20 protein-coding genes and 1 pseudogene are annotated in these 18,995 nt (G+C 67.6%); 7 read left to right on the forward strand and 14 right to left on the reverse strand.

Annotated features, from left to right (window positions below):
- Positions 1 to 714 precede the first annotated feature (714 nt).
- Entirely contained in the window at positions 715 to 1,317 is a 603-nt protein-coding gene (locus JIW86_RS00005) for a hypothetical protein (RefSeq protein WP_257551898.1), read from the reverse strand.
- 598 nt (positions 1,318 to 1,915) lie between these two features.
- On the opposite strand from JIW86_RS00005, the gene JIW86_RS00010 reads away from it, so the two are divergent.
- Positions 1,916 to 2,068, forward strand: coding sequence for a hypothetical protein (locus JIW86_RS00010; RefSeq protein ID WP_257551900.1), 153 nt, complete (start codon positions 1,916 to 1,918; stop codon positions 2,066 to 2,068).
- Positions 2,069 to 3,226: 1,158 nt separating this feature from the next.
- On the forward strand, positions 3,227 to 3,505 hold the full coding sequence (locus JIW86_RS00015; protein WP_257551902.1) for a hypothetical protein: 279 nt from the start codon (positions 3,227 to 3,229) through the stop codon (positions 3,503 to 3,505).
- Between the two features lie 834 nt (positions 3,506 to 4,339).
- Here the strand turns inward: JIW86_RS00015 and JIW86_RS00020 are convergent.
- Positions 4,340 to 5,185, reverse strand: coding sequence for an SDR family oxidoreductase (locus JIW86_RS00020; RefSeq protein ID WP_257551903.1), 846 nt, complete (start codon positions 5,183 to 5,185; stop codon positions 4,340 to 4,342).
- 607 nt (positions 5,186 to 5,792) lie between these two features.
- On the reverse strand, positions 5,793 to 6,446 hold the full coding sequence (locus JIW86_RS00025; RefSeq protein ID WP_257551904.1) for a hypothetical protein: 654 nt from the start codon (positions 6,444 to 6,446) through the stop codon (positions 5,793 to 5,795).
- 628 nt (positions 6,447 to 7,074) lie between these two features.
- Between JIW86_RS00025 and JIW86_RS00030 the strand changes: the two genes are divergently transcribed.
- Both JIW86_RS00030 and JIW86_RS00035 read left to right on the forward strand, forming a co-directional pair.
- Complete coding sequence (locus tag JIW86_RS00030; protein ID WP_257551906.1) at positions 7,075 to 7,356, forward strand: hypothetical protein; 282 nt, start codon at positions 7,075 to 7,077, stop codon at positions 7,354 to 7,356.
- The gene (locus tag JIW86_RS00035; RefSeq protein ID WP_257551908.1) at positions 7,353 to 7,682 is read left to right on the forward strand and encodes a DUF6233 domain-containing protein; all 330 of its coding nucleotides are present in this window, start codon (positions 7,353 to 7,355) and stop codon (positions 7,680 to 7,682) included. The genes JIW86_RS00030 and JIW86_RS00035 overlap by 4 nt, the downstream gene beginning before the upstream one ends.
- 97 nt (positions 7,683 to 7,779) lie before the next feature.
- On the opposite strand, the gene JIW86_RS00040 is transcribed toward JIW86_RS00035, so the two are convergent.
- Together JIW86_RS00040 and JIW86_RS00045 are read right to left on the reverse strand one after the other, a co-directional pair.
- Positions 7,780 to 8,151: a hypothetical protein gene (locus JIW86_RS00040; protein ID WP_257551909.1), complete on the reverse strand. Its 372-nt coding sequence runs from the start codon at positions 8,149 to 8,151 to the stop codon at positions 7,780 to 7,782.
- 628 nt (positions 8,152 to 8,779) lie between these two features.
- Positions 8,780 to 9,166 carry a hypothetical protein gene (locus tag JIW86_RS00045; protein WP_257551910.1) on the reverse strand — a complete coding sequence of 129 codons (387 nt, stop codon included), beginning with the start codon at positions 9,164 to 9,166 and terminating at the stop codon, positions 8,780 to 8,782.
- Between the two features lie 111 nt (positions 9,167 to 9,277).
- On the opposite strand from JIW86_RS00045, the gene JIW86_RS00050 reads away from it, so the two are divergent.
- Complete coding sequence (locus tag JIW86_RS00050; RefSeq protein ID WP_257551911.1) at positions 9,278 to 9,469, forward strand: hypothetical protein; 192 nt, start codon at positions 9,278 to 9,280, stop codon at positions 9,467 to 9,469.
- 69 nt (positions 9,470 to 9,538) lie between these two features.
- Here the strand turns inward: JIW86_RS00050 and JIW86_RS00055 are convergent, their stop codons facing one another.
- The 4 genes from JIW86_RS00055 to JIW86_RS00070 form a co-directional block, all read right to left on the reverse strand.
- Positions 9,539 to 9,844, reverse strand: a complete 306-nt coding sequence (locus JIW86_RS00055; RefSeq protein ID WP_257551912.1) for a hypothetical protein — start codon at positions 9,842 to 9,844, stop codon at positions 9,539 to 9,541.
- Positions 9,845 to 10,689: 845 nt separating this feature from the next.
- Positions 10,690 to 11,121: a hypothetical protein gene (locus JIW86_RS00060; protein WP_257551913.1), complete on the reverse strand. Its 432-nt coding sequence runs from the start codon at positions 11,119 to 11,121 to the stop codon at positions 10,690 to 10,692.
- A complete protein-coding gene (locus JIW86_RS00065; protein ID WP_257551914.1) occupies positions 11,118 to 12,116 on the reverse strand; it encodes a hypothetical protein in 999 nt (332 codons plus the stop codon). The genes JIW86_RS00060 and JIW86_RS00065 overlap by 4 nt, the downstream gene beginning before the upstream one ends.
- Positions 12,117 to 12,600: 484 nt before the next feature.
- Positions 12,601 to 12,906, reverse strand: coding sequence for a DUF6247 family protein (locus JIW86_RS00070; protein WP_257551915.1), 306 nt, complete (start codon positions 12,904 to 12,906; stop codon positions 12,601 to 12,603).
- Between the two features lie 154 nt (positions 12,907 to 13,060).
- Between JIW86_RS00070 and JIW86_RS00075 the strand changes: the two genes are divergently transcribed.
- Positions 13,061 to 14,203 carry a hypothetical protein gene (locus tag JIW86_RS00075; protein WP_257551916.1) on the forward strand — a complete coding sequence of 381 codons (1,143 nt, stop codon included), beginning with the start codon at positions 13,061 to 13,063 and terminating at the stop codon, positions 14,201 to 14,203.
- A 234-nt stretch (positions 14,204 to 14,437) separates the two neighbouring features.
- Here JIW86_RS00075 and JIW86_RS00080 read toward each other — a convergent pair.
- The 5 genes and pseudogenes from JIW86_RS00080 to JIW86_RS00100 form a co-directional block, all read right to left on the reverse strand.
- Positions 14,438 to 15,369 (reverse strand): annotated as a pseudogene (locus tag JIW86_RS00080) (IS5 family transposase).
- Between the two features lie 55 nt (positions 15,370 to 15,424).
- A complete protein-coding gene (locus JIW86_RS00085; protein ID WP_257551917.1) occupies positions 15,425 to 15,742 on the reverse strand; it encodes a hypothetical protein in 318 nt (105 codons plus the stop codon).
- 385 nt (positions 15,743 to 16,127) lie between these two features.
- The gene (locus tag JIW86_RS00090; protein WP_257551918.1) at positions 16,128 to 16,586 is read right to left on the reverse strand and encodes a hypothetical protein; all 459 of its coding nucleotides are present in this window, start codon (positions 16,584 to 16,586) and stop codon (positions 16,128 to 16,130) included.
- Between the two features lie 72 nt (positions 16,587 to 16,658).
- Positions 16,659 to 16,895 (reverse strand): hypothetical protein, encoded by a 237-nt coding sequence (locus JIW86_RS00095; protein WP_257551919.1) that lies wholly within the window; start codon positions 16,893 to 16,895, stop codon positions 16,659 to 16,661.
- A 112-nt stretch (positions 16,896 to 17,007) separates the two neighbouring features.
- Positions 17,008 to 17,349, reverse strand: a complete 342-nt coding sequence (locus JIW86_RS00100; RefSeq protein WP_257551920.1) for a DUF5713 family protein — start codon at positions 17,347 to 17,349, stop codon at positions 17,008 to 17,010.
- Between the two features lie 195 nt (positions 17,350 to 17,544).
- On the opposite strand from JIW86_RS00100, the gene JIW86_RS00105 reads away from it, so the two are divergent.
- On the forward strand, positions 17,545 to 18,816 hold the full coding sequence (locus JIW86_RS00105) for an IS256 family transposase (protein ID WP_257551921.1): 1,272 nt from the start codon (positions 17,545 to 17,547) through the stop codon (positions 18,814 to 18,816).
- The last annotated feature ends 179 nt before the right edge of the window (positions 18,817 to 18,995 follow it).

An 18,995-nucleotide genomic window follows, 5' to 3' on the forward strand; every position in this document is an offset into this window, starting at 1 on the left:
CCACAGCTGCGCGCTGTGCCAACGAACCGCTTCGCTTCGCTCAGCGGAGGGCGCTTCGCGCTTCGGGGCCGGCCTCAAGCCGGTGTCCCGCGCTGCGCCTGGACGGGTTCGGGTTCCGCTTCGCTCCATCCCGAACGGCCTGCTCCGCAGGCTTGGGTGACCCTGCTTCACGGGGTCCGGGCCTCAGGCCCGTTGGGCGGGTCCGCTCCGCTCCCCACCCGGGTCCTTCTGGCTCCGCCTCCAGGACCAGCCCGCTTCGCGGGCGGCTGGCAGCACGAGGGGGTACCGGGGCGGGGCCCGGCTGCGGCCCAGGCCCCGCCCCGGTCAGCCACGGCCGGTCATGGTGGCCGCCGAGTCCGGCCGCCATGACCACACGCACAGCAGACCCGGCACTCCGCTTCTACTTTTCGCTGAAATTGGGTGCCGTCCACGGAAAAGCATCAAAGAAGAGCAGAGCCGCCCAGACCAGATGCAGAAGAATCACCGCAACGCGGGCCTCGCCGTTTATCCACCATTCCGATCCTGAGTGACCCGTAAAACACTGGGAGCACGAATAGCGTTGCTATCAAAACGCCAGCCCAGCGCTCACTATCCGGTTTCGTGGTCGCAACATCCTGCATAACGAGATACATCAAAATGGTAAACCCTAGCAGCAGGACACCCGCCAAAACCCTGGCTACATCCCCCTCGGAGGGCGGGATACTTCAAGCGCTCCTAGACGTTTCGTCCTCGATAAATCCGAACCATCCCAGGAAGCGGCTCGTACGGCGATGCCTCGTCCTTCTCCAGAGCCGGAGCAGGACGCGCAGGGTCTGTCCTGTGAACTGTAGGTGCCACGGATGTCAGCAGGTCCTGACGCTGAGCATCAGCGCTGATGGGGAGCTTGTCCAACGCCGGATTGGACAAGGGTTGGACAAGTACTCCAGCAACCAACCCGGCAACAAAAGAAGCATCAACGACGTCCGTCACGGCCTCGGACGGCAGGCCAGCTTCGATCAGCGCCTCGTCTTCGAGTCCTTCGACCGTGATGCTTTCGAGGCGGGTCTCGAAATCGGAATCATCCACGTCATCAGTCCGGACCGGCTCGAGTGCGCCTTCCGCCACGACGAGATCACGCGCTTCGGTTTCCAGACGGTTGATTTCTTCCTGCGCGGTCAGGGCCTCCGTCAGCCAGAACTCCTGCTGCTCCTCCGCGGTCAGCCTGCGCCGTTTGGCCTTCTCCTGCTGGACCTGCACCCGACCCAGACGCTCCCTGGCCTGGCCAAGCTGGCGCTCAAGCCGCGCCCGTTCCCGCTCCGCCGCGAACTCCAGCTTCACCTCTGCCGTCTCCAGCCGCTCTGCGTGAACGCCAGCATCGGCCGCAACTCCGCCAGGTGCTTCTCCGCATTAGCGGCCAGGCCCTGGTACTTGACGACCTGCTCCAGCGCGTCATCGCGACGCTGATGCTGACGCACCAGATGCCCCCGGACGAGGAAGACTCACCCCGGCGCTCCCGGTACGCCGCATCCCATAGCTCGGTGGCCCGCATGGCCTTCGTAGTGCGGACACCCCCAGGCCGCGTATACGACTCGATCAACGTCCCCAGCATCTGCTTGGGAATCAACTGCGACCCGTTGAGGTAATTCCCCCACGTCGAGGGACTCTTACCGAACCGCTCATGGAGCTGACGCACCGTCGCACCGCGAGTCAACGCGACCACGAATTTCGCCAGATTTGCGGCAGCTTCCCCACCCGCGAACTCACGCGGTGGCGCCATAACACCCTCCCCCGACCTCACTGTCCAACCCTGACCAACCCCTGTCCAACCCGACACCCCTCCCACCAGGAAAGACACCCTCACACCCACCCACCCAGGCATCCCGGCGGCAACTCTCCCGAAAGACACATCCGGGCAACACCACACAAGGGAAACGCCATGAGCCTGCCGACCCTCTACTCCTTCCTCAGCCACGACGTACTTGCCAACGTCCTCGCCGCCCTCGCCGTCACCGGCCTCGGGTACACAGCCAAGAAGCTCCGCACCCACCTCCGCAAGCGGAACGCAGACACTGACCACACCACCCCATAACCCACACCCCTGCCCGCGGCCGACCACACCCCGGCCGACCGCGGGCACGACCTCCATCGGGTCATCACGCCCCAGGCAAGCCCCCAACCAGGGCATGACCCACATGATTCATTTTTGTAACTGGATAGCCTATGGACGACCCCTCTCCACCACCCCGACGAGTCAGGGTCCCCCCGCGTCTTGTCGGCGATCAGTGAAACTGCGCAGCACCCAACCACCTGCGCAACCGCACCCGAACCAACGAACACCGCAGGCCAGACACCTGACGAGCCCAGACCCTGCGCAGATCCAGTGAGCCAACACAGCCACCAACCCACTCACTCAAACTGCACAACCCCAGGTCAGAAGCATGACGACTGCTCAATTCTGCTGACCGGCGACACCTGGACAGCCACATGCGGGGCTGTGAGCAGCGTCAACGACCAAGGGACCCGGCCAGGGGACCAAACAACCCCACACAGAGCCACACAGGGCCTCCCCACTCCCGAGGCGAGGGGCTCCTCCCCCACCCCAACCAGGACCCACCACACACCAAAACACACACATCTGACGACCCATCAGGAGAGTCAGGGAAATTCGACACGTCGCATCCAGGAATCTCTTAAGGCCAGGGAAAAGGTCAGGAATCTAATTTCGAGGAACTTCAGAAAGTCGCGCAAACTTGAATTGAATTACCCAGAGCTGCGATCCTAATATCATCTTCCTATTGGCACGTGTGACCTTTCCCACGCAACCTGGAATTGACCGGGACGGAGGGTTTCCGACTGAATGATCGCCGCAGGGGGACCAGCTGGGCGTGCTTCGGCTTCAGGGTCCCCATGGGGCCTGCGCTTCGTAGGCGCCTGAACTGGGCGGACGTCAGGATGAGTTGCTTTGTGCGCGTTCGTTCCAACGAGACATGCGTCTCTTCTGGTCACCCGGCGTGTCCCGCCTATGACCTTTCGCAAGTCTGGCCCTCACCTGCGCAAACGACCGTACGAAGGGCGCAAGTAGAGGCCGAAAGTCCCCGATGTTCCAGGTTGAGCAACGGGGCTCTCTTGGTGCCTGATTGGACACACCTCGGACGACCAGTTCGGGGCTAAGCAGCGGGCCTGCCCTGCCCGGGGATCTTTGGCGGGATCAAGGCAGGGCAGGCCCGGATGGCCAAGGAGGCCGTACTTGACCGTACACATCCCCTCCGTCGGGGCAGCAGCCTTTGTGATGAGCGCCCTAGTGGCGTACTTCGTCTTCAAGGCCTCGCGACGGACGCACCCGGGGCCGCCCGGAGCCGGCGACCTGGTCGGCGCAATCACCGCCGGAGCAGCGGTGTTCGCAGTTCTCTACACCCTGCTGGGCACCAGCGTCACGACAGAGCCGACCGGTGAGGCGGGCCCCGCCGAACGCGCTCCCGCTGTGAGCAACACCACCGCACCCACCCAGGCCGCCACGGCCAACTAGGTGACGGGCGGCCCCTCCCAAGGGCCGCCCATGCTCACCCGTCCGGGCTGGACGGGGGTGCCCGCAGCCCGCTGGCAACCGATGGTGGGGGGACATGTCCCCTCCCCACTGGTCATCAATCGGCCCGACGAGGACGGCTGGCGAGAGTCCGCTGGGATGGGCAGTCCATCGGCCTCGCCCACCAGCCCTCCGACATCGTCGTCATCGACGACTTCTTCGAGGAAGTGGGGATGGAGGCCTGGCACGGTCGGCATGACCGGCAGGCCGGGCCGGGGCCCGGCGGGGCGCTGCCGAACGGGCCGGTCCTGTCGCCCGGGCGGTTGCTACTCCTCCGGCCAGACCTGCGGGTCCTTGCCCCCTCGGACCTCGCCCTTCAGACGGCTCTCGATATCGATGCGCCGCTGCCCGCTCTCCGCGGCCCACGCCTCGATCGCGGCTCCGACGTCGTCCGTACGGTCTCCCCAGGCCAGCCACGCGGCCTGCCACTCCTCGTGGGCCGCCTCAGACCAGCCGCCGTCCCGAGAAGGCGGGCCAAACCGGTCCTGGACAGCACGGAAGCTGCGCCCAGGCCGAGTCGGAACACTTCTGCGAGCGGATCAAGTCGTCAGTGAGTTCGGTATCAGCCACGGCCGGATCGTAGAACCCGCCACTGACAGTCCCCCGGTGTGACTGAGCGTTGCAGTTGGCCCGTCCGGCCAACTACAACGCTCAGAATTCGACGCAGCCGTCGCTGGAGCCTCGGAATAGCTGAGTCGCCGCCCCTGTCGGGCATCTGGCCTGGTCAATGGTGGCCGTTCGCGCAGCGGCACTCCCGGACACGACGTGGAGTGCTGATCAGGCGTTGGGGTCGTCATGGGCCAGGTCGCCGCCCAGCTCCCGGGAGGCCTCCGCCTGGTCCAGCAGCTCCTGGGCTTTGGCCTTCACTCCCTCGATCGCGTCGGCTCCGGCGACGAAGCGCAACAGCGGCTTCTCCTGGTCGGCGATGGCAAGGAGGGCGCGGGCGAGCTTGGCGGGGTCACCGGACTGCTGGCCGTTCATGCTCTTCCAGGCTGCGACGGTAGCGGCGGTGCGCTCGGCGTAGTCGTCGATGGTCGGCTCGGGCCAGGTGGTGGAGGCGTCCACGAGCAGCTCGGTGCGGAAGAAGCCGGGTTCCACGACCGTGGTGTGGATGTTGTACGGCTCGACGTCGTAGCGCAGGGATTCCATCCAGCCCTCGACGCCGAACTTGGAGGCGGCGTAGGCGACACAGAACTCCTGCCCGATGATGCCGGCGGAGGAGGACAGGGTGATGATGTGGCCGGCGCGCTGCCTGCGCATGATCGGCAGGATGGCTCGGGTGACGTTCATGGGGCCGAAGAGGTTCGTTTCGATCTGCTGGCGCATCTGCGCGGGCGTGATCTCCTCGAAGTAGCCGGCGAAGAAGTTCCCGGCGTTGTTGACCAGGACGTCGATGCGTCCGAAGCGGTCGACGGCAGCCTGGGCGGCGGCTTCGGCGTCGTCCAGGCGGGTGACGTCCAACTTGGTGACCAGCAGGTTGTCCTGCGGACCGCCCAGAGTCTTCTCGATCTCTTCGGGGCGGCGGCCGGTGGCGACGACGTTGTGGCCGGCGGCGAGGGCCTCGCGGACGATGTCCGTGCCGAGTCCGCGTCCGGCACCGGTGACGAAGATGACCTTGCTCATGAGGAAGTCCTTTCAGCGGCGCATGCCGGCACCCCGGTGTGGTGGGGTAAGGCCCGCTGTCCAGCCAACCACCCGCCCACCCGCCGCGGGGGTCCGTACCGGGGTGTGTTCGTCCGGTGTCCAGCAGTGCCCCCTTCCACTGCCCGCCCCTCCGCGAGCCCGCCATTCGGTGGACCCATGGACCGAGATCCGTGAGTTCCTGCGGACCCGCCGAGGCGGACGAGCCGGACACTCCTCGGTTCGCAGTACCGCAAACTGCCTCGTGCGGGCCACCTATGCCACTCAACGGGGCCAACTAGAGCGCTCAGGGGCCAAGTAAAGGCTCAGGCACAGCTGTGACTGTGCGCGATAGGTGGCGCCGATGGACAACTGCGATGCACAGAAGGGGTGTGACCGAGATACGCGCCAAAGGGGCAATGGGATGATCTTGAAGTCCTGAGGGCTCCGCGGCCGCTACCCCGCCACCCGTGGCCGGAGGACCCGACTGCGGCCGAGCCGACCCGGCGGCTCAAGCGCGCCCAAGCAGCGGCAGGCTGCCCCGCACCGCCTGCAGCCGGCTGCATCGACGGGCGCTCCCCGGCCGGGGAGCGCCACGGGCAGCCCGGGGTCAGCCGCCACCTGAGTTAGCCGAGGCCGAACCTCCGGAGAACCAGGTCGAGTGGGACCGCGGCTCATCGCGCGTGCTGCGCTCGGTGCGCAGCTCCACCACGACCGCAGCCGGGCCGAGTAGGGCTTCTAGCGCGTCGGCGAGCCGCTGCGGGTCGCCGCCGAACGGGAGCGGGTCGAGCCGCTCCCGGCCGCCCCGCAGGACGAGTTCCAGTGCGAGCGTGGAGACGGCCGGCTTGCGGTCCCCCTGGTACGGCTCCACCACGTTGTGCGTCAGCTGCACCTCGCGCAGGGTGTCGACGGGCAGCCAGTCGTCCGGCCCGGCACCCCGGACCAACCGCAGGGACGCAGGCACCCCGGCCGGCGCGAACTCCACCCGCAGGATGTCCCGGGCCCGGGAAAAGGCCAGCGCCAGCCAGCCGAGCAGGTACTCCAGCCCGGCGATCACCCCCACCACCACGAACACAGTCGACGCCCGCGCCCCAGCCAGCGCCATCCAGAAGGCGACGAGCAGGGTCGGCACGCCCAGAGCGAGCGGAGCGAACAGCGCCGGCCCCGCCGAGGTCAGCACGTTCCACGCCGGCCCGGCCGGCCCGACGTGCAGGACCAGATCCGTCGAGTCGGGGCCTTGTCTCAGCAAGGGATCGGTGGCCATGCCTCCAGCGTAGGACCGGTCCGCAAGAGCGCCTCGACCCCATTCGGCCGTTGAGGCACGACTTCTGACGGCCCGTATCCCTCAGCCGGCGGGCGCGGCGGGCTCCCAGGGCTCGAACCACGGGTCGGGCCACTGCTCGGCGACGGCCATCAGCGGCTAGAGGGTGGCGCCGTCCAGGGGTACGCGGTGATCAGCCGCTTGAACCGCGGATACGCGGTCCGTTCGATCGAGGTCACAACCCACCCCAGGCTCCAGACGATGGTCAACATCACCACCAACGACACTGAGCCGAACGGGTGACGGGCCGGGACCTCACGGCTTCAAGATCATCTCACTGCCCCTTTTGGGCTCACCTTGGCTGGACCCCCAGAACGCGTGCAAGTCGCGGGCGACGTGGTCGAGGGCCGGCCAGGCAGGGGCGCAGCAATCAGGGGGTTGCACGCCGCAGACCATCGTGAACTGCGAAACCCCAGCTCAGCGTGTGCCTGCTGCCTAAGCGCGGGCCATCTATCGCGCACAGCGCCAAGTAGCGTGCTCAAGCGCCACCTATCGCGCACAGTCACAACAACAGCCACGAGCACCCCGTCGGGACTCGCACAATAATTCGAACACCTGATTGAATAAGTGGATGAAGTCCTTCCCGTTCCCCGACGACCTGATCAAGCTCCAGCAGCAGTGGACCGCCGCCTACCAGCGCCTCGCCGACCGGCCCGGACAAGGAGGAGCGGAGCTCCGGCGGGAGCTGATCGTGCTGTCGTGCCGGATCAGCGCGCATCCCTACTGGGAAGGGTCTGGATGGTCCACGGCGGGCCGGGTCGAGCTTCGTCAGGCAGCCGAGGCGGCAGACCGCGCGGCGGGACACCGCCGTGGTGGGTTCGCGGCGGCCGGCCCAGGGGCGCGGTCGCGGTGAGTGGGGTCCAGGCGCGCCTGGACCAGTGGCGGGCCGTGCGGGCCTGGCTCCAGTGGCAGCAGCGGCAGGTCGAGGAGAAGATCCGCGACCTGGAGGCGGAGCTCACCGCCGAGCAGTCCCGCCGGCCCCTGCCGCCACCCCCGGACTGGAAGGCCGAGTCGATCCGCACGGCGGCCGGCGCCAGGCCCCTGAGGGTCCATGTCGGCGACTGCATCATGGGCAACGGCAAAGCCATCGACCGCGACCAGGCCCGCCGGATGCTCGCCGACAACGTCGAGGCCTGCCCCTACTGCAACCCCGACAACGCCCTCGGCCTGCTGGACTGACCGAACGCAGCTCCCCGGCCGATCCGCCGGATCGAGACCGACCCGTCCGCAGCGCTCGCTGCGGCGGGCACCGGCCTTCTCCGGCCTATCCGGTTAGTTAGGGGTTGATGGACTTGATGGGCGTGCGCTGCTCATCGGCCGCCGGCCCCGTGCTGTTCGAATCACGGATCCAGATCCAGGCGTATATCTCTTCATCGCCCAGCTCCGTGTTCAGCGCGTCGCCCTGAGCCGTGAACTGTTTGCGCCGGAATACAGACGGGCCCGACGCGCTGAAGGTCTCCACCGGCGCATACGCCGTGACCTGGTCGTCGTCGGAGGAGTCTTCCTCCCATACCTTCACGGAGTCATGGAAGAAACGGCCGATCTCGAACGCATCAAAGTTGACCGTGTACGTGATGAGGAATTCCCAGGAGCCGTCGGAACGCTTGTTGGCTCTTTCGACGATTCGGTCGTTAGCAATCTGCGCCATGATAATCACTTCTCCATATCGATGTCTGGGGTTACCGGTCTGGTGAACCCGTGAATCAACTTCACCCCACGCCGGTGCCCCGGTCATGCCGCTCGTCTTCGGGACTTGACGGCACTGAAGGTCGCTGGCATGGCACCCCAAGCGAACCCCGGCCAGCCCGGCCCACTCGCGCAATCCGCCCCACCTCCGCCGGCAACCCGGTGCCCTGACCTGGGACGGAGGGTGGGAGAGGGAGGTGGGGAAGCGGCGGCCCGCGCGGGCGGTGCAAACCGCCGGCCAGTCCCCAAGGGGCCGACGACCGGCAGCAGCGCCACGTCGACCATGGAGTAGAGCCGGATCGTCGTGCGCTGGGCCCTGAACCAGAAGCCCCACACCAGGTTCGCCTGCTCGTCGCGGACCAGCAGGACGTCCTCCAGCAGGGCCCCTCCGCCACCTTCGGCACCCCCGGCGGCAGCGGCGCACCCTGCGGACGTGACGACCGGGCCCGCCAGCGCGCCGAGGCCTGCGGGGCGGAAGGGCGAAGCGCGCTCCGGGTGGCGTGAGGTGCAGCCAGAGTGACGTGTGGTGCCGCTGTGATTCGCAAGTTCCGAAGGCGAGGAGGTGCCAGAAAGATCGCTTCACTCGCGGACTAGCGGGTATGCGCTTGCGGCGCGCAGGGGTCGAACTTGTCCTGGGTTGGTGAGGCGGTCGGTGTCGGCGAGGTGCTGGGCGTGAGGGTGGGGCTCGGGGTCGGTTCGGGGCTCGGGGTGGGCGAGGCTTCTGGCGAAGCACTGGAGGCGGGCCCGCTCGGGAACCCGAAGATCGGTCGCGAGGTGTAGTTGGGCGGGAAGGTGATGATGACCTCGGGCTTACGGACGAAGGCGGCCTGCTGGACGGTACCGCGGCCCTGGAGGCCGGCTCGTGGGATGAGCTGGTCGGCGTCTTGGGCCCGGCAGTCGCCGGACGTGCCGATGAAGGAGTCCCCCGTCAGGATCGCGGTCGTCGCCAGAGCGGCCACCGCGACCGCTGCGGCCATCGGACGTAACGCGGGACGCAGTGCTAGGCCTTTCCCCTGCAGCCACCACGACCGGCTCAAGTCGGCGGCCCCCAGCGTGTGCGAGCCTGCCCCCTCCCCCGCGGATGCCTCGTGGGCCTGTTCGGCCTTCTCGCGGGCTCGGTGCAGGAGTTCGTCGGCATCCTTCTGGGCCTCGGCGCGCAGTCGCACGGCCTCGGCTTCCGCGCTCGCGCGGATACGGCCTGCTTCCGCGCGGGCGTCCTCTCGGACGACTTCGGCTTCCTGCGCGGCATCGTCCAGGGTCTGCCGCACCGTGGCACGTAAGCGCTTGCTGGCCGGCTGGGCCTGGCGCTGGAGCAGCTTGACGTCGCGCCAGCGGCGCGCGCCATTCGTCTATGAGGTCGGTGTCGGCCTGGGACCCGGCTGTGGAGTCCTGATCCGGGTCTCGGGGGTGGTGAGGACCCGGATGAACTCGAGCAGTGCTTCCAGGGAGGTGAACCGTCTGCCGGAGAGCATCTCGTTCAGGCCGGCCTTGGTCAGCCTGGGCCTCACCGAGGCGCTGGCCATGATCGCGTAGGACGGCGCGCCGTGGTCGATGTGGAGCCGGTTCAGCTCCTGTGTGAACGCCCGCAGCGCGTCCTCGAACACGGTGATAGCGGTGGCGTCGTGCGGCTCGATCCCCGGATCTGTCTGTGTCACCGGATCACCCCCTTGTCCGGAAACCAACGCTAGAGGGGCCCTGCACCGTACGTACACGGAATCTGCCGAACGTTGCTGAACGCCGGGCGGCGTTCGAGGTCAGGGCGGTTTCACGTGCACAGTGACCGACGCTGTCCGGGTCCATGCGGGCACGTACAGATCGCTAGGAACCCGCCCCGTCGGCCGCTCTCCTGGAGACATGACCCACACCGACGCCACACCCCAGACACCCGGCCCGGTACAGCCCCCGCCCGCCCGGAAGCGGCCACTCCCCCGGAAGATGACCGGCGCAGCCACCGCGACAGCATCGTGCTGATTGTCCTCCTCGCCACCTGCGCCGGCGTCTACCTCACCGTCGGGGCCACCGGCTTCGCCGGCGTCATCAGCGCCGTCACCGGCCTCTACGGCGCCTGGCGCATGCGCCGCTGATGATCTGGTCGGGTCCGTGAGGTTCTTGCCGACAGCGGGCTTTGCCGAAGGCAAAACAAGAGGGCGGGCCTCCACCCGTTGGGGGTTGAGGCCCGCGCTCCGATCCACTGCTGCGCCGCTTGGCCGCCGACCTTGTGTGACAACTCCCGAAGTCCTGTGTGACCGGCCCGTGTGACTCGGTGCTGACACCTGACGCTGACAACGTCGGCCATGGCCGGGGCGGCCCCAGGGCAGCTGCCGAGGTGAGGCATGGAGTCTCGGCGCGGCGACCATGTCGGTGGCGGCAAGGTCTTTGAGGGCCTGGTGCTGGGCGGCGTCGCGGCGGGCGATGCCGCCGTCGACCCAGATACGGAGGATGGGTTTCCGCCTCAACGGGCCGGCTGGGAGAAAGGGGGACGGTCGTGGCAGCGACCGGCTCAGCCCAGCTGCTTCAGCAGCTGGGCAAACGAGACGGTCGCAAAGTTGGTTCCCATGTCCACGATGTCAAGGCGGCCCGCGGGCTCGCTATTCCACGAGATCTTGCCCGCCCTGTCCATCGGAGAGACGTCGACGGTGAAGTCCTCTTCCACGGCAAGGCTTGTGTAGCGGATCGACAGCACGTGGCGCGGCTTGCGCGTCACATTCATGAGGTTGCTGTTGTAGCGCAGCCGAGCGAGGTTGATCCCGATGTCCCCGCACTTGGCACAGTCCACACGCTTAGTCACCTTGTCCGGATCCCACGACCAGTGTGTCGTAGCGAACTCGGTGTCGACGGAGCCACGGTCCTTCCGCATCGCGGCCAGGCGGCTTGACGCTTGGAGGGAGTCGAAGGGCGCGTTTCGAGGCAGCTGGATCACCTTCTGCCTCACGAGGCGGTCCCCGGGTTGAACCAGCCGCCGGGATCGGACAGGGACCCCCAGTAGACGAGTTTGGCGGTGGGTGAGCCCGCGTAGAGTTGGCTCTCGCCCCGGCCCTCGCGCCAGTCCTGGATCGACTCTTCGTTCGGTCTGGATTTCGACGACACGCCGAGTACGGTGACCACGCTAGCGAGCATCCAGAACGGCACGGTCCCGGTGTTCTCCAGGGTGACGGTAATCGGCACGTACAGGATCCGCTTGTCCGGAGAGGCGTACGGGGTACCGAAAGCCACCTCGTAGTGCCTTCGTTCAAGGACGGTGGCGGGCTGGTAGATCCCCGAGTACGCCAGGTTCATCGCCGCCACAAGGGCGGACGCGGTGACCCCCAGTGCAAAGCGGCGAGGATGGCGGATTCCCTGCCACGGCTTCTCCCGGCACACCCGCCAGGTGGCCCACAGGGACCAGACCCACAGCGAGAGATAGCTAAGGCAGTACGGGAAGTACTCCTTCTCCTGCAGCCAGAGGGCCAGCAGGAGGCTGCACACGACCAGGGCGACGATCACCCCGGCCAGGGCGACAGCGCCGGAATACTTGAAGACCCGCTTGCTCCAGTGGTCGAAAGCCGCCGCCGCCGCCACGGCCAGGAGGAAGCCGCCCACGATGAACATCCACCCCATAATCCGGCCCGCGAAGGTCAGTGCCTCGAAGACGTCCGGGAGGCCGATGTCGACCAGCAGGGCCGCGGATCCGAGCAGACCTGCTACCAGCAGCACCAGCGTGGCACGCCGCCCAAGCGGCCGGTCGGGCCAGATGTCAGGGCCTCCCCCATGCCAGGACACTGCCGGGTTGACGGCTGGCTCCGTCCTTTCGGGGAACCCGGACCGGTTCAGCAATCGACGGAGCTCCCGCAGCGACCAGGCCCGACCGACGGTCACCCCGTCCACCCGGACCTCACGCAGGCCACGGCTGTCCGGAGGATCGACCACCGCCCGCTTCTGATGGCTCATGAGGCCAGACTCTCCGCCAGGACCCCGTCATGCACCTTGGATGCTCCGATTGACCGACCCTCCAACCCGACCTCGCTGTCGGCGCCGCGCTCGCGTGATCCGGCGACCGCATCGGATTCGCCCGGGTCTCCAGCAAGGGCCAGGACCTCGCTGTACAGGTCCTCCCCCTGGAGGAGGCTGGCTGCGTACGCATCTACGTCCCGGCCTGAAAACAAGAAAGCGGGCGTCCACCCGTTGGGGGTTGAGGCCCGCGCTCCGATCCACTGCTGCGCCGTTTGGCCGCCGACTGCAGCTTTCGATCGTCACTGCCTAGTCAGAATCACGGCTGCCCAGAAAATGCGCGAAGGGCACACAGCTGGACGTCACCGCCGCACCAGCCATCACGGCGTTGACGAGAGATGTGGTGGATATGTAGACCACCGCTCCGGCGCGAGGGTCTTCGCGGCCTGCGGGGACAGACGCACCGCCCACGGCTGCTCTTCGGTCACGGGCGGCCGCCGAGGACGTCGTCCAGGTCCACGAAGTCGGAGTCGTCCTGGCCGGAGTCCATGAAGGCGTCGACGTCTGGGGCCGCGGCCACGCGCAGCTGCCAGGTGCGCACCACCTCATGCAGAGGGGTGAGGCTGAACGCGTGGCGGGCGTCCTCCAGGGCCTTGGCCCAGTCCCGCTCGAACGCCGGCACCCACTGCTCGGCACGGCGGTCCGCCCGGAGCTGGGCCAGGAGTTCGGCCGCAGCGCCAGGGGCGGGCGCGTAGGGGGCGGCGGGGGTGTGGTCGGGCTGGGCGCTCATCGGCTCCTCCTGCGGCGGGTGCTACCGGCCACGGTAGAACGCCGTGGCCCTGGCCGTGACGGTTCCGGCGGAGCAGTCGACGGCAGGTCTGGCGGGCGGTGGCCAGCGCAGCGGACGATGGCGTTCACAAGATGACAGATCGGGGTGGGGGTCCTTGAACCGGGATGATTTCTTCAGCGGCGGGGACGGGTGGGCGCAGCTCTGGGTTTTGGATGTGGCGCTGATCGAGTCGCTGCGCTTTGGTCCCCTGGCTGACAGGACGGATCTTGATGTGGCGGTCGCTCTGACCAAGCTCCTGTATGAGGACTTCGTCAGCTACGGAACCGACGGCAGGGACAGGCGCCTTGATGACGAGGGCGTGGTGCTCGTCATCAAGGCGCACGGCGCTGTCGTGCGGCGGCTGGCCCTGGAGGTGCCGGCGTGGCCGTTCAGAACCTTCGACGGCCCGCATGGCTTCGGCACCTACTGGCGCAAGAACGACATGAGCGGCAGTTGGCAGGCCCGGCGGGACTGCGTCGAGGGCATCCTCGGACCGACCCGGGACGCGTTGGAGGAACTCCAGGAGCTGGAGTACGAGAGTCGCTTCAAGCAGGGGCCGGCAGGCAGCTTCAAGAACCTGATCTTCGCTGCGGTCGGGCCCAAGCCGGAGATCGTCCTGCGGGACGCGGTGAACAACGACGTCGAGATAGTCCGCAATGCAGAGAACTGCCTGGTGTACTCGGACCCACTGCCGCCCCATGGCCTCACCTGGCGTCAGATGGTCGCCTGGTGGCGCACCCACCATCAACCCGACGCGGACGAGAAGACGGCAGCCGACGCCCTCTATCGTCGCCTGTACCGGTCGCTGGACTCACTCCCCGAGCAGCTCGTGCTGCGCACCTACTGTGCGGCCTACGCGGAGACCGACGGCTTCGAGCTTCCCGCGCTGATCCCACAGGTCTACCTCCACTACGACCCGTACACGCGCAGGAGCGGCAAGCAGTCCGGTGCGCTATACCGGCAGCGGATGGATTTCCTCCTCCTCGCACCTGACCGGTCCCGGATCGTCATCGAGGTGGATGGCGTCCAGCACTACGGTCGCAAGAACCCACCCGATGCCGAGGGGCGGGTCACCTATACCGCCGTGCCGCAGCTTTACTCGGACATGGTCGCGGAGGACCGGCGCCTGCGCCTGGCCGGCTATGAGATCTACCGGTTCGGAGGCTGGGAACTCACACAGCCCCAGGGGAAGGGCGAACGGATCCTCACGGCCTTCTTTACCGACCTTCTCAAACGGCACAGGAAACCTGCCCCGTAGCACCGGCGTCACGCGGCAGGACCGCCCGCACGACGGGCTGCCGCCCGGATCCATACGGCACCCGGACACCCCGCGGCCCCGGCCCCTCCCCGGCCGGGGACCCAGAGCCACCCAGCGAAACCCCGGGCGCCAGCGCTCGTACCGCGATCCCCGGGCAACCGGCTCGACGGCAGCAGCCCGCCCGGCATCGTGCACCGCTCGGCCAGCGCCGACGACTAGGCACTGTTTCTCGGATCATGTGCGGAGCCAGATGATGAGGGCTGCGAGGGTGACGGTGCCGAGGTAGATGTAGGCGCGTTTCTCGTAACGGGTGGCGACGGCGCGGAAGCCCTTCAGGCGATTGATGGCGCGTTCGACGGTGTTGCGTTTCTTGTAGCGCTCGCTGTCGAAGCCGGTGGGGCGGCCGCCTCGGGAACCGCGGTTCCTGCGGTGTCTTTGCTGGTCGCGGCGTTCGGGGATGGTGTGCCGGATTCCGCGTCGTCGCAGGTAGCGACGGTTCTTCCGGGATGTGTAGGCCTTGTCCGCCAGGACATGGTCGGGCCGGGTGCGGGGCCGTCCCACTCCGATACGGGGCACGGAGACCTGCTCCAGTACCCGCTCGAATTGCGGGCCGTCACCGTAGTGTCCGGGTGTCAGGACGAGGGCGAGAGGCCGGCATCGCCCGTCAGCGGCGAGGTGGATTTTGGTGGTGAATCCGCCGCGGGAGCGTCCCAGGCACTCGCCGATCTGACCACTTCCTCGAGCCGGACCGCCAGTTTCCGCAATGCCGGATCGACCTGGTTCGTCCCCCCAACGTTCCCCTTTTGGGGAGCCGGGGCCGTCGGTGCCTTCCTTGCGCCGGCGGCGTGCTGGTGGGCCCGCACCGCTGTCGAGTCCACCGAGACGTCCCAGTCGATCTGGCCCGTGGCGTCTTCGGTCGCCTGGATCCGGGACAGCAGCATCGTCCACGTTCCATCGGCTGACCAGCGGCGATGGCGTTTGTAGACGGTCTCCCACGGCCCGAACCGCTCCGGTAGATCCCGCCACTGCACGCCCGTCCGAACCCGGTAGAGCACCCCGTTGATCACCCGGCGGTGATCACTCCACCGGCCCCCACGGGCGCCACCAGGAGGCAGGAACGACTCCAGCCGGTCCCACTCCGCGTTCGTCAGATCCCCACGGCCCATGCAGCCAGCCTGACCCCAACACCCCACCCACGTCAGGAGATCCGAGAAACAGTGCCTAGTCGACGGTCGCCCTGACCGTCTGCCCGACCGCGGCCGCCCGTGCGGCCGACAGGTCGGTGCAGCGGATCCCGCCGCCGGGGTGCCACTCCAACACCGGCCCCACCGCGTCGCCGTGCTCGGCGCACCAGGAAACGGGCACCACCCCGCCGCAGACGTGCCGCCTGCACACGCACACCTCGCCCGGACCCGAGTACGCGACGCCGTGGCGGACCACCCCGCCCGCCGGCCCTGACACAGCGGTGCCGCGCAGGCCGGCCGGCCATGCCAGCGTCAGGCGCAGGCCTCCCGATCCCGACCGGAACCGGTCGATCACGCGGACCTCGCCGAGGACGGCCAGGGGCGGTGTCCCGGGCGTGGCCAGGTGCTTGACGGTCAGTCCGAACGTGCTGGCGGAGAGGGCGGCGAGGGTGTCGGCGTCTTCGTTGGTGGACCAGCCGGACAGGCGGTCCTCGTCTGCGGCGTCGTCGGCCAGGAGCAGGTGCGGGTCGTCCAGCCGGAACCGGCGTGGGCCGCCACCTGCTCCGGCGACGACCAGGGCGGCGGACGGTGCTTCTGTGGGTACGGCGATCTTGCCGTGGGCCAGGAGCCAGGCGACGGCCGCGGCTCGGTCGAACTCCGGGCTCGTCTCCGATGTTCGATCTCGTGGTTACGGAGACCGAGGCCCGGTACTGGTGAAGGGGCAGTGTTTTGACCTTGCGCTATTCCTTGGAGTTGGTGCTCTCGCAGGCCGCGAGATAGTCAGCCCAGTCGTCCTGTACGAATCGGGCCCACCGGTGTGCGGTGCTGGAGGCAACGCCGAACAGGTCGCTGACGATGGTCGGTGGGAGCGCGGCCACGACTTCGATCATGGCGGTGTTGCGGGCGCTGATGTTCGGCAGGCCATGTTGCTTCATGAGGGTGTGGACCCATCCCGCACTGCGGGGTCGGCTGGTCGGCCGTCCGGGCAGGAGGAAGCGCGGGCCGTCACAGGACGGCTCGCCGAGCATCGACACATGGGCTGGTCGCTCGATCTGTTCCTCGATGAGGCGGGCCAGTTTGGGTGCCAGCAGGACGGGGTTCCGGTCGAGGGTGAGATAGGCGCCCGTCTTGTCCTTGTGAAATCGGTCGGTGGTCAGGGCGACGATGCGAGTGACGGGCAGGCCATAGAGCCTGACCAAGGCGCCTACGACAGGCGGCCGGACGGCCTAGCGGGGGCATCGCCCATCGGCCCGGTGTACGGGCGGACCGGGTCAGCCCTCGGGAGCACCCTCCGCCGTCTTCGCCGCAGTCACCAGGTCCTTTTCGACCTCGTAGCGGTTCTGGCCGGTCGCCTTCGCATGATTGGTGATCGCGTCGTGCACCACAGCGGCGGCCTCCAGCCACGGCCGCCACGCCTCCGCGCTGTACGGGCCGGCCGTCGCCCGTGCACGGGCCTGATCGGCCGCACGCCGGAGCTGGATAAGTTCGTCGGCCAGTTCGATTGCCACCGCGAGATCTTGAGGGCTGGCCCCACCCGCCAGTCCGCGCCCTGTCCTGTGCCAGGCGCCTACCAGCCCATACCCCGTGCCACGTCTATCTTGGCGGCGGCTATCTCTTCGCTTACCAGTCCCGGCCGGCGATCAGCTCCTCTGCATCCGCGTCCGTGAACCCGTATGCCGACGCGACAAACCAGAAGTCCTCGGCGATCAACTCACGCGCAATCGTCTCGATCCCACTCCCGGCTGCCTCGAACTGCGTCTCCAGAAGGTTGAACTCCTCCGTCGCGGCCTGGGTGAGTGCATACAGGGCCTCCAGATCCGACGGCTGCTCGGCCTCAATCCGCTCGCACAGCCGCAGCAGGATCGCTCCGCCCTGGTCGACGACCTGATCGGGGAAGTACGAGTCCTCGTACATCCGCCGCAGAAACGCATGCCCTGCCACCCGCTGGTTAGTGATCGGCATGCGCTTCCCCATCCCCGCAGAACAACTGACGAGCCGATCATGCAATGCACCACTGACAACGACGCCGCCCATGTGCGCCAGACCGCTCGTGACCGGCGCTCTCGAGCGTGTCTGAAAGATCGTGTAAGTCCGTGATGTGACAGCCTGGCCCGCGGCTCGGCCTCGGGCCCTTGGGCCGGGCGGATCGGACGAGTCATGGCGGACAAAGACGAAGCGGCCGCGTCCGTGGCCGGCGACAAGACGGTCGATGAGGTCGTCCAGCGGTTGCTGGACAAGGCTGATGCCTCCGGGGCGGCCCTGCTGGGTGAGGGCGGGCTGCTGACGGAGGTCACCAAGGCTGTTCTGGAGCGTGCTCTGGAAGCCGAGATGAGTGAACATCTCGGCTACGAGCGTGGAGATTCCGCAGGTCACGGGTCGGGGAACTCGCGCAACGGGACGTCATCCAAGACGGTCCTGACCGATGCCGGCGCGGTCACTTTGGCGGTGCCCAGGGACCGCAATGGCGAGTTCGAACCGCGGCTGGTCCCGAAGAACGCCCGCCGGCTGGCGGGGTTCAACGACCGGATCCTCTCGCTCTACGCCCGCGGGATGAGCGTGCGGGACATCCGCTCCCACCTAGCGCAGATCTACGGGGTCGAGGTCAGTCCCGATCTGATCAGCAAGGTCACCGATGCCGTGATCGACGAGCTCGTGACCTGGCAGAACCGGCCCCTGGATGCGGTCTGGCCGATCGTCTACATCGACGCTTTGTGGGTGAAGATCCGGTCCGGTTCAGTGACCTCGAAGCCCGTCTATCTGGCCGTCGGCGTGGACATGGACGGCCGCAAGGACGTCCTCGGTCTGTGGGTCGGAGCCGAGGGCGAAGGCGCCACCACCTGGATGGCAGTCCTGTCGGAGCTGCGGAACCGGGGCATCGAGGATGTCTGCATCGTGGTCTGTGACGGGTTGAAGGGCCTGCCTGACGCGGTCACCGCGACCTGGCCCAAGGCCACCGTCCAGACGTGCGTGATCCACCTGACGAGAGCCTCGCTCAGGCTGTCGTCGTCGCGGGACCACCCGAAGCTGGTGCCGGCCCTGAAGGCGATCTACACGGCACCGACCGAGCAGGCCGCCGAGCAGGCCCTCGATCTGTTCGCAGCCTCTGACCTGGGCGAGCGCTACCCGGCCATCGTGCGGACGTGGCGATCTGCCTGGCCGGAGTTCACGCCCTACCTGGCGTTCCCGCCGGCCATAAGGACGGTGGTCTACTCCACGAACATGGTCGAATCCATGAACGCCCGCCTCCGCAAAGCCACCCGCAACCGCGGCCACTTCCCCTCGGAACAAGCCGCGTTGAAGGTCCTCTACCTCGCGGTCCGCGAACAGATCAACCCCAAAGCGCGCGACGCGAACCACGTCGCCGCACACTGGAAAGAGGCACTGAACCAGTTCTCACTCTTCTTCGAGGACCGGCTCAGCATCCAATGACACCAACCGACTTACACAAAATCGCTGACACGCCCACCTGGCCAGCACGACTCCTCTGGAGGACCTCGCAACGGCCTGGACAACCGCGGAGCGCGTACGGGAATGGGCCTTGGACCTGTGCACGCGCGTCGAGGAGGAACTAGCTGCCGGGCGCCGGAGGCGCACGCCACGTGTACCTC

Origin of the sequence: Streptomyces sp. NBC_00162, assembly GCF_024611995.1 — a bacterium.
Lineage (GTDB): Bacteria > Actinomycetota > Actinomycetes > Streptomycetales > Streptomycetaceae > Streptomyces.

Coding starts and splice junctions, on each gene's coding strand:
- JIW86_RS00020 (WP_257551903.1), bottom strand. CDS start 5,185: ATGAGCAAGGTCATCTTCGTCACCGGTGCCGGACGCGGACTCGGCACG.
- JIW86_RS00070 (WP_257551915.1), bottom strand. CDS start 12,906: ATGAGCGCCCAGCCCGACCACACCCCCGCCGCCCCCTACGCGCCCGCC.
- JIW86_RS00065 (WP_257551914.1), bottom strand. CDS start 12,116: ATGAGCCATCAGAAGCGGGCGGTGGTCGATCCTCCGGACAGCCGTGGC.
- JIW86_RS00100 (WP_257551920.1), bottom strand. CDS start 17,349: ATGCCGATCACTAACCAGCGGGTGGCAGGGCATGCGTTTCTGCGGCGG.
- JIW86_RS00030 (WP_257551906.1), top strand. CDS start 7,075: ATGAAGTCCTTCCCGTTCCCCGACGACCTGATCAAGCTCCAGCAGCAG.
- JIW86_RS00010 (WP_257551900.1), top strand. CDS start 1,916: ATGAGCCTGCCGACCCTCTACTCCTTCCTCAGCCACGACGTACTTGCC.
- JIW86_RS00040 (WP_257551909.1), bottom strand. CDS start 8,151: ATGGCGCAGATTGCTAACGACCGAATCGTCGAAAGAGCCAACAAGCGT.
- JIW86_RS00025 (WP_257551904.1), bottom strand. CDS start 6,446: ATGGCCACCGATCCCTTGCTGAGACAAGGCCCCGACTCGACGGATCTG.
- JIW86_RS00105 (WP_257551921.1), top strand. CDS start 17,545: ATGGCGGACAAAGACGAAGCGGCCGCGTCCGTGGCCGGCGACAAGACG.
- JIW86_RS00045 (WP_257551910.1), bottom strand. CDS start 9,166: ATGGCCGCAGCGGTCGCGGTGGCCGCTCTGGCGACGACCGCGATCCTG.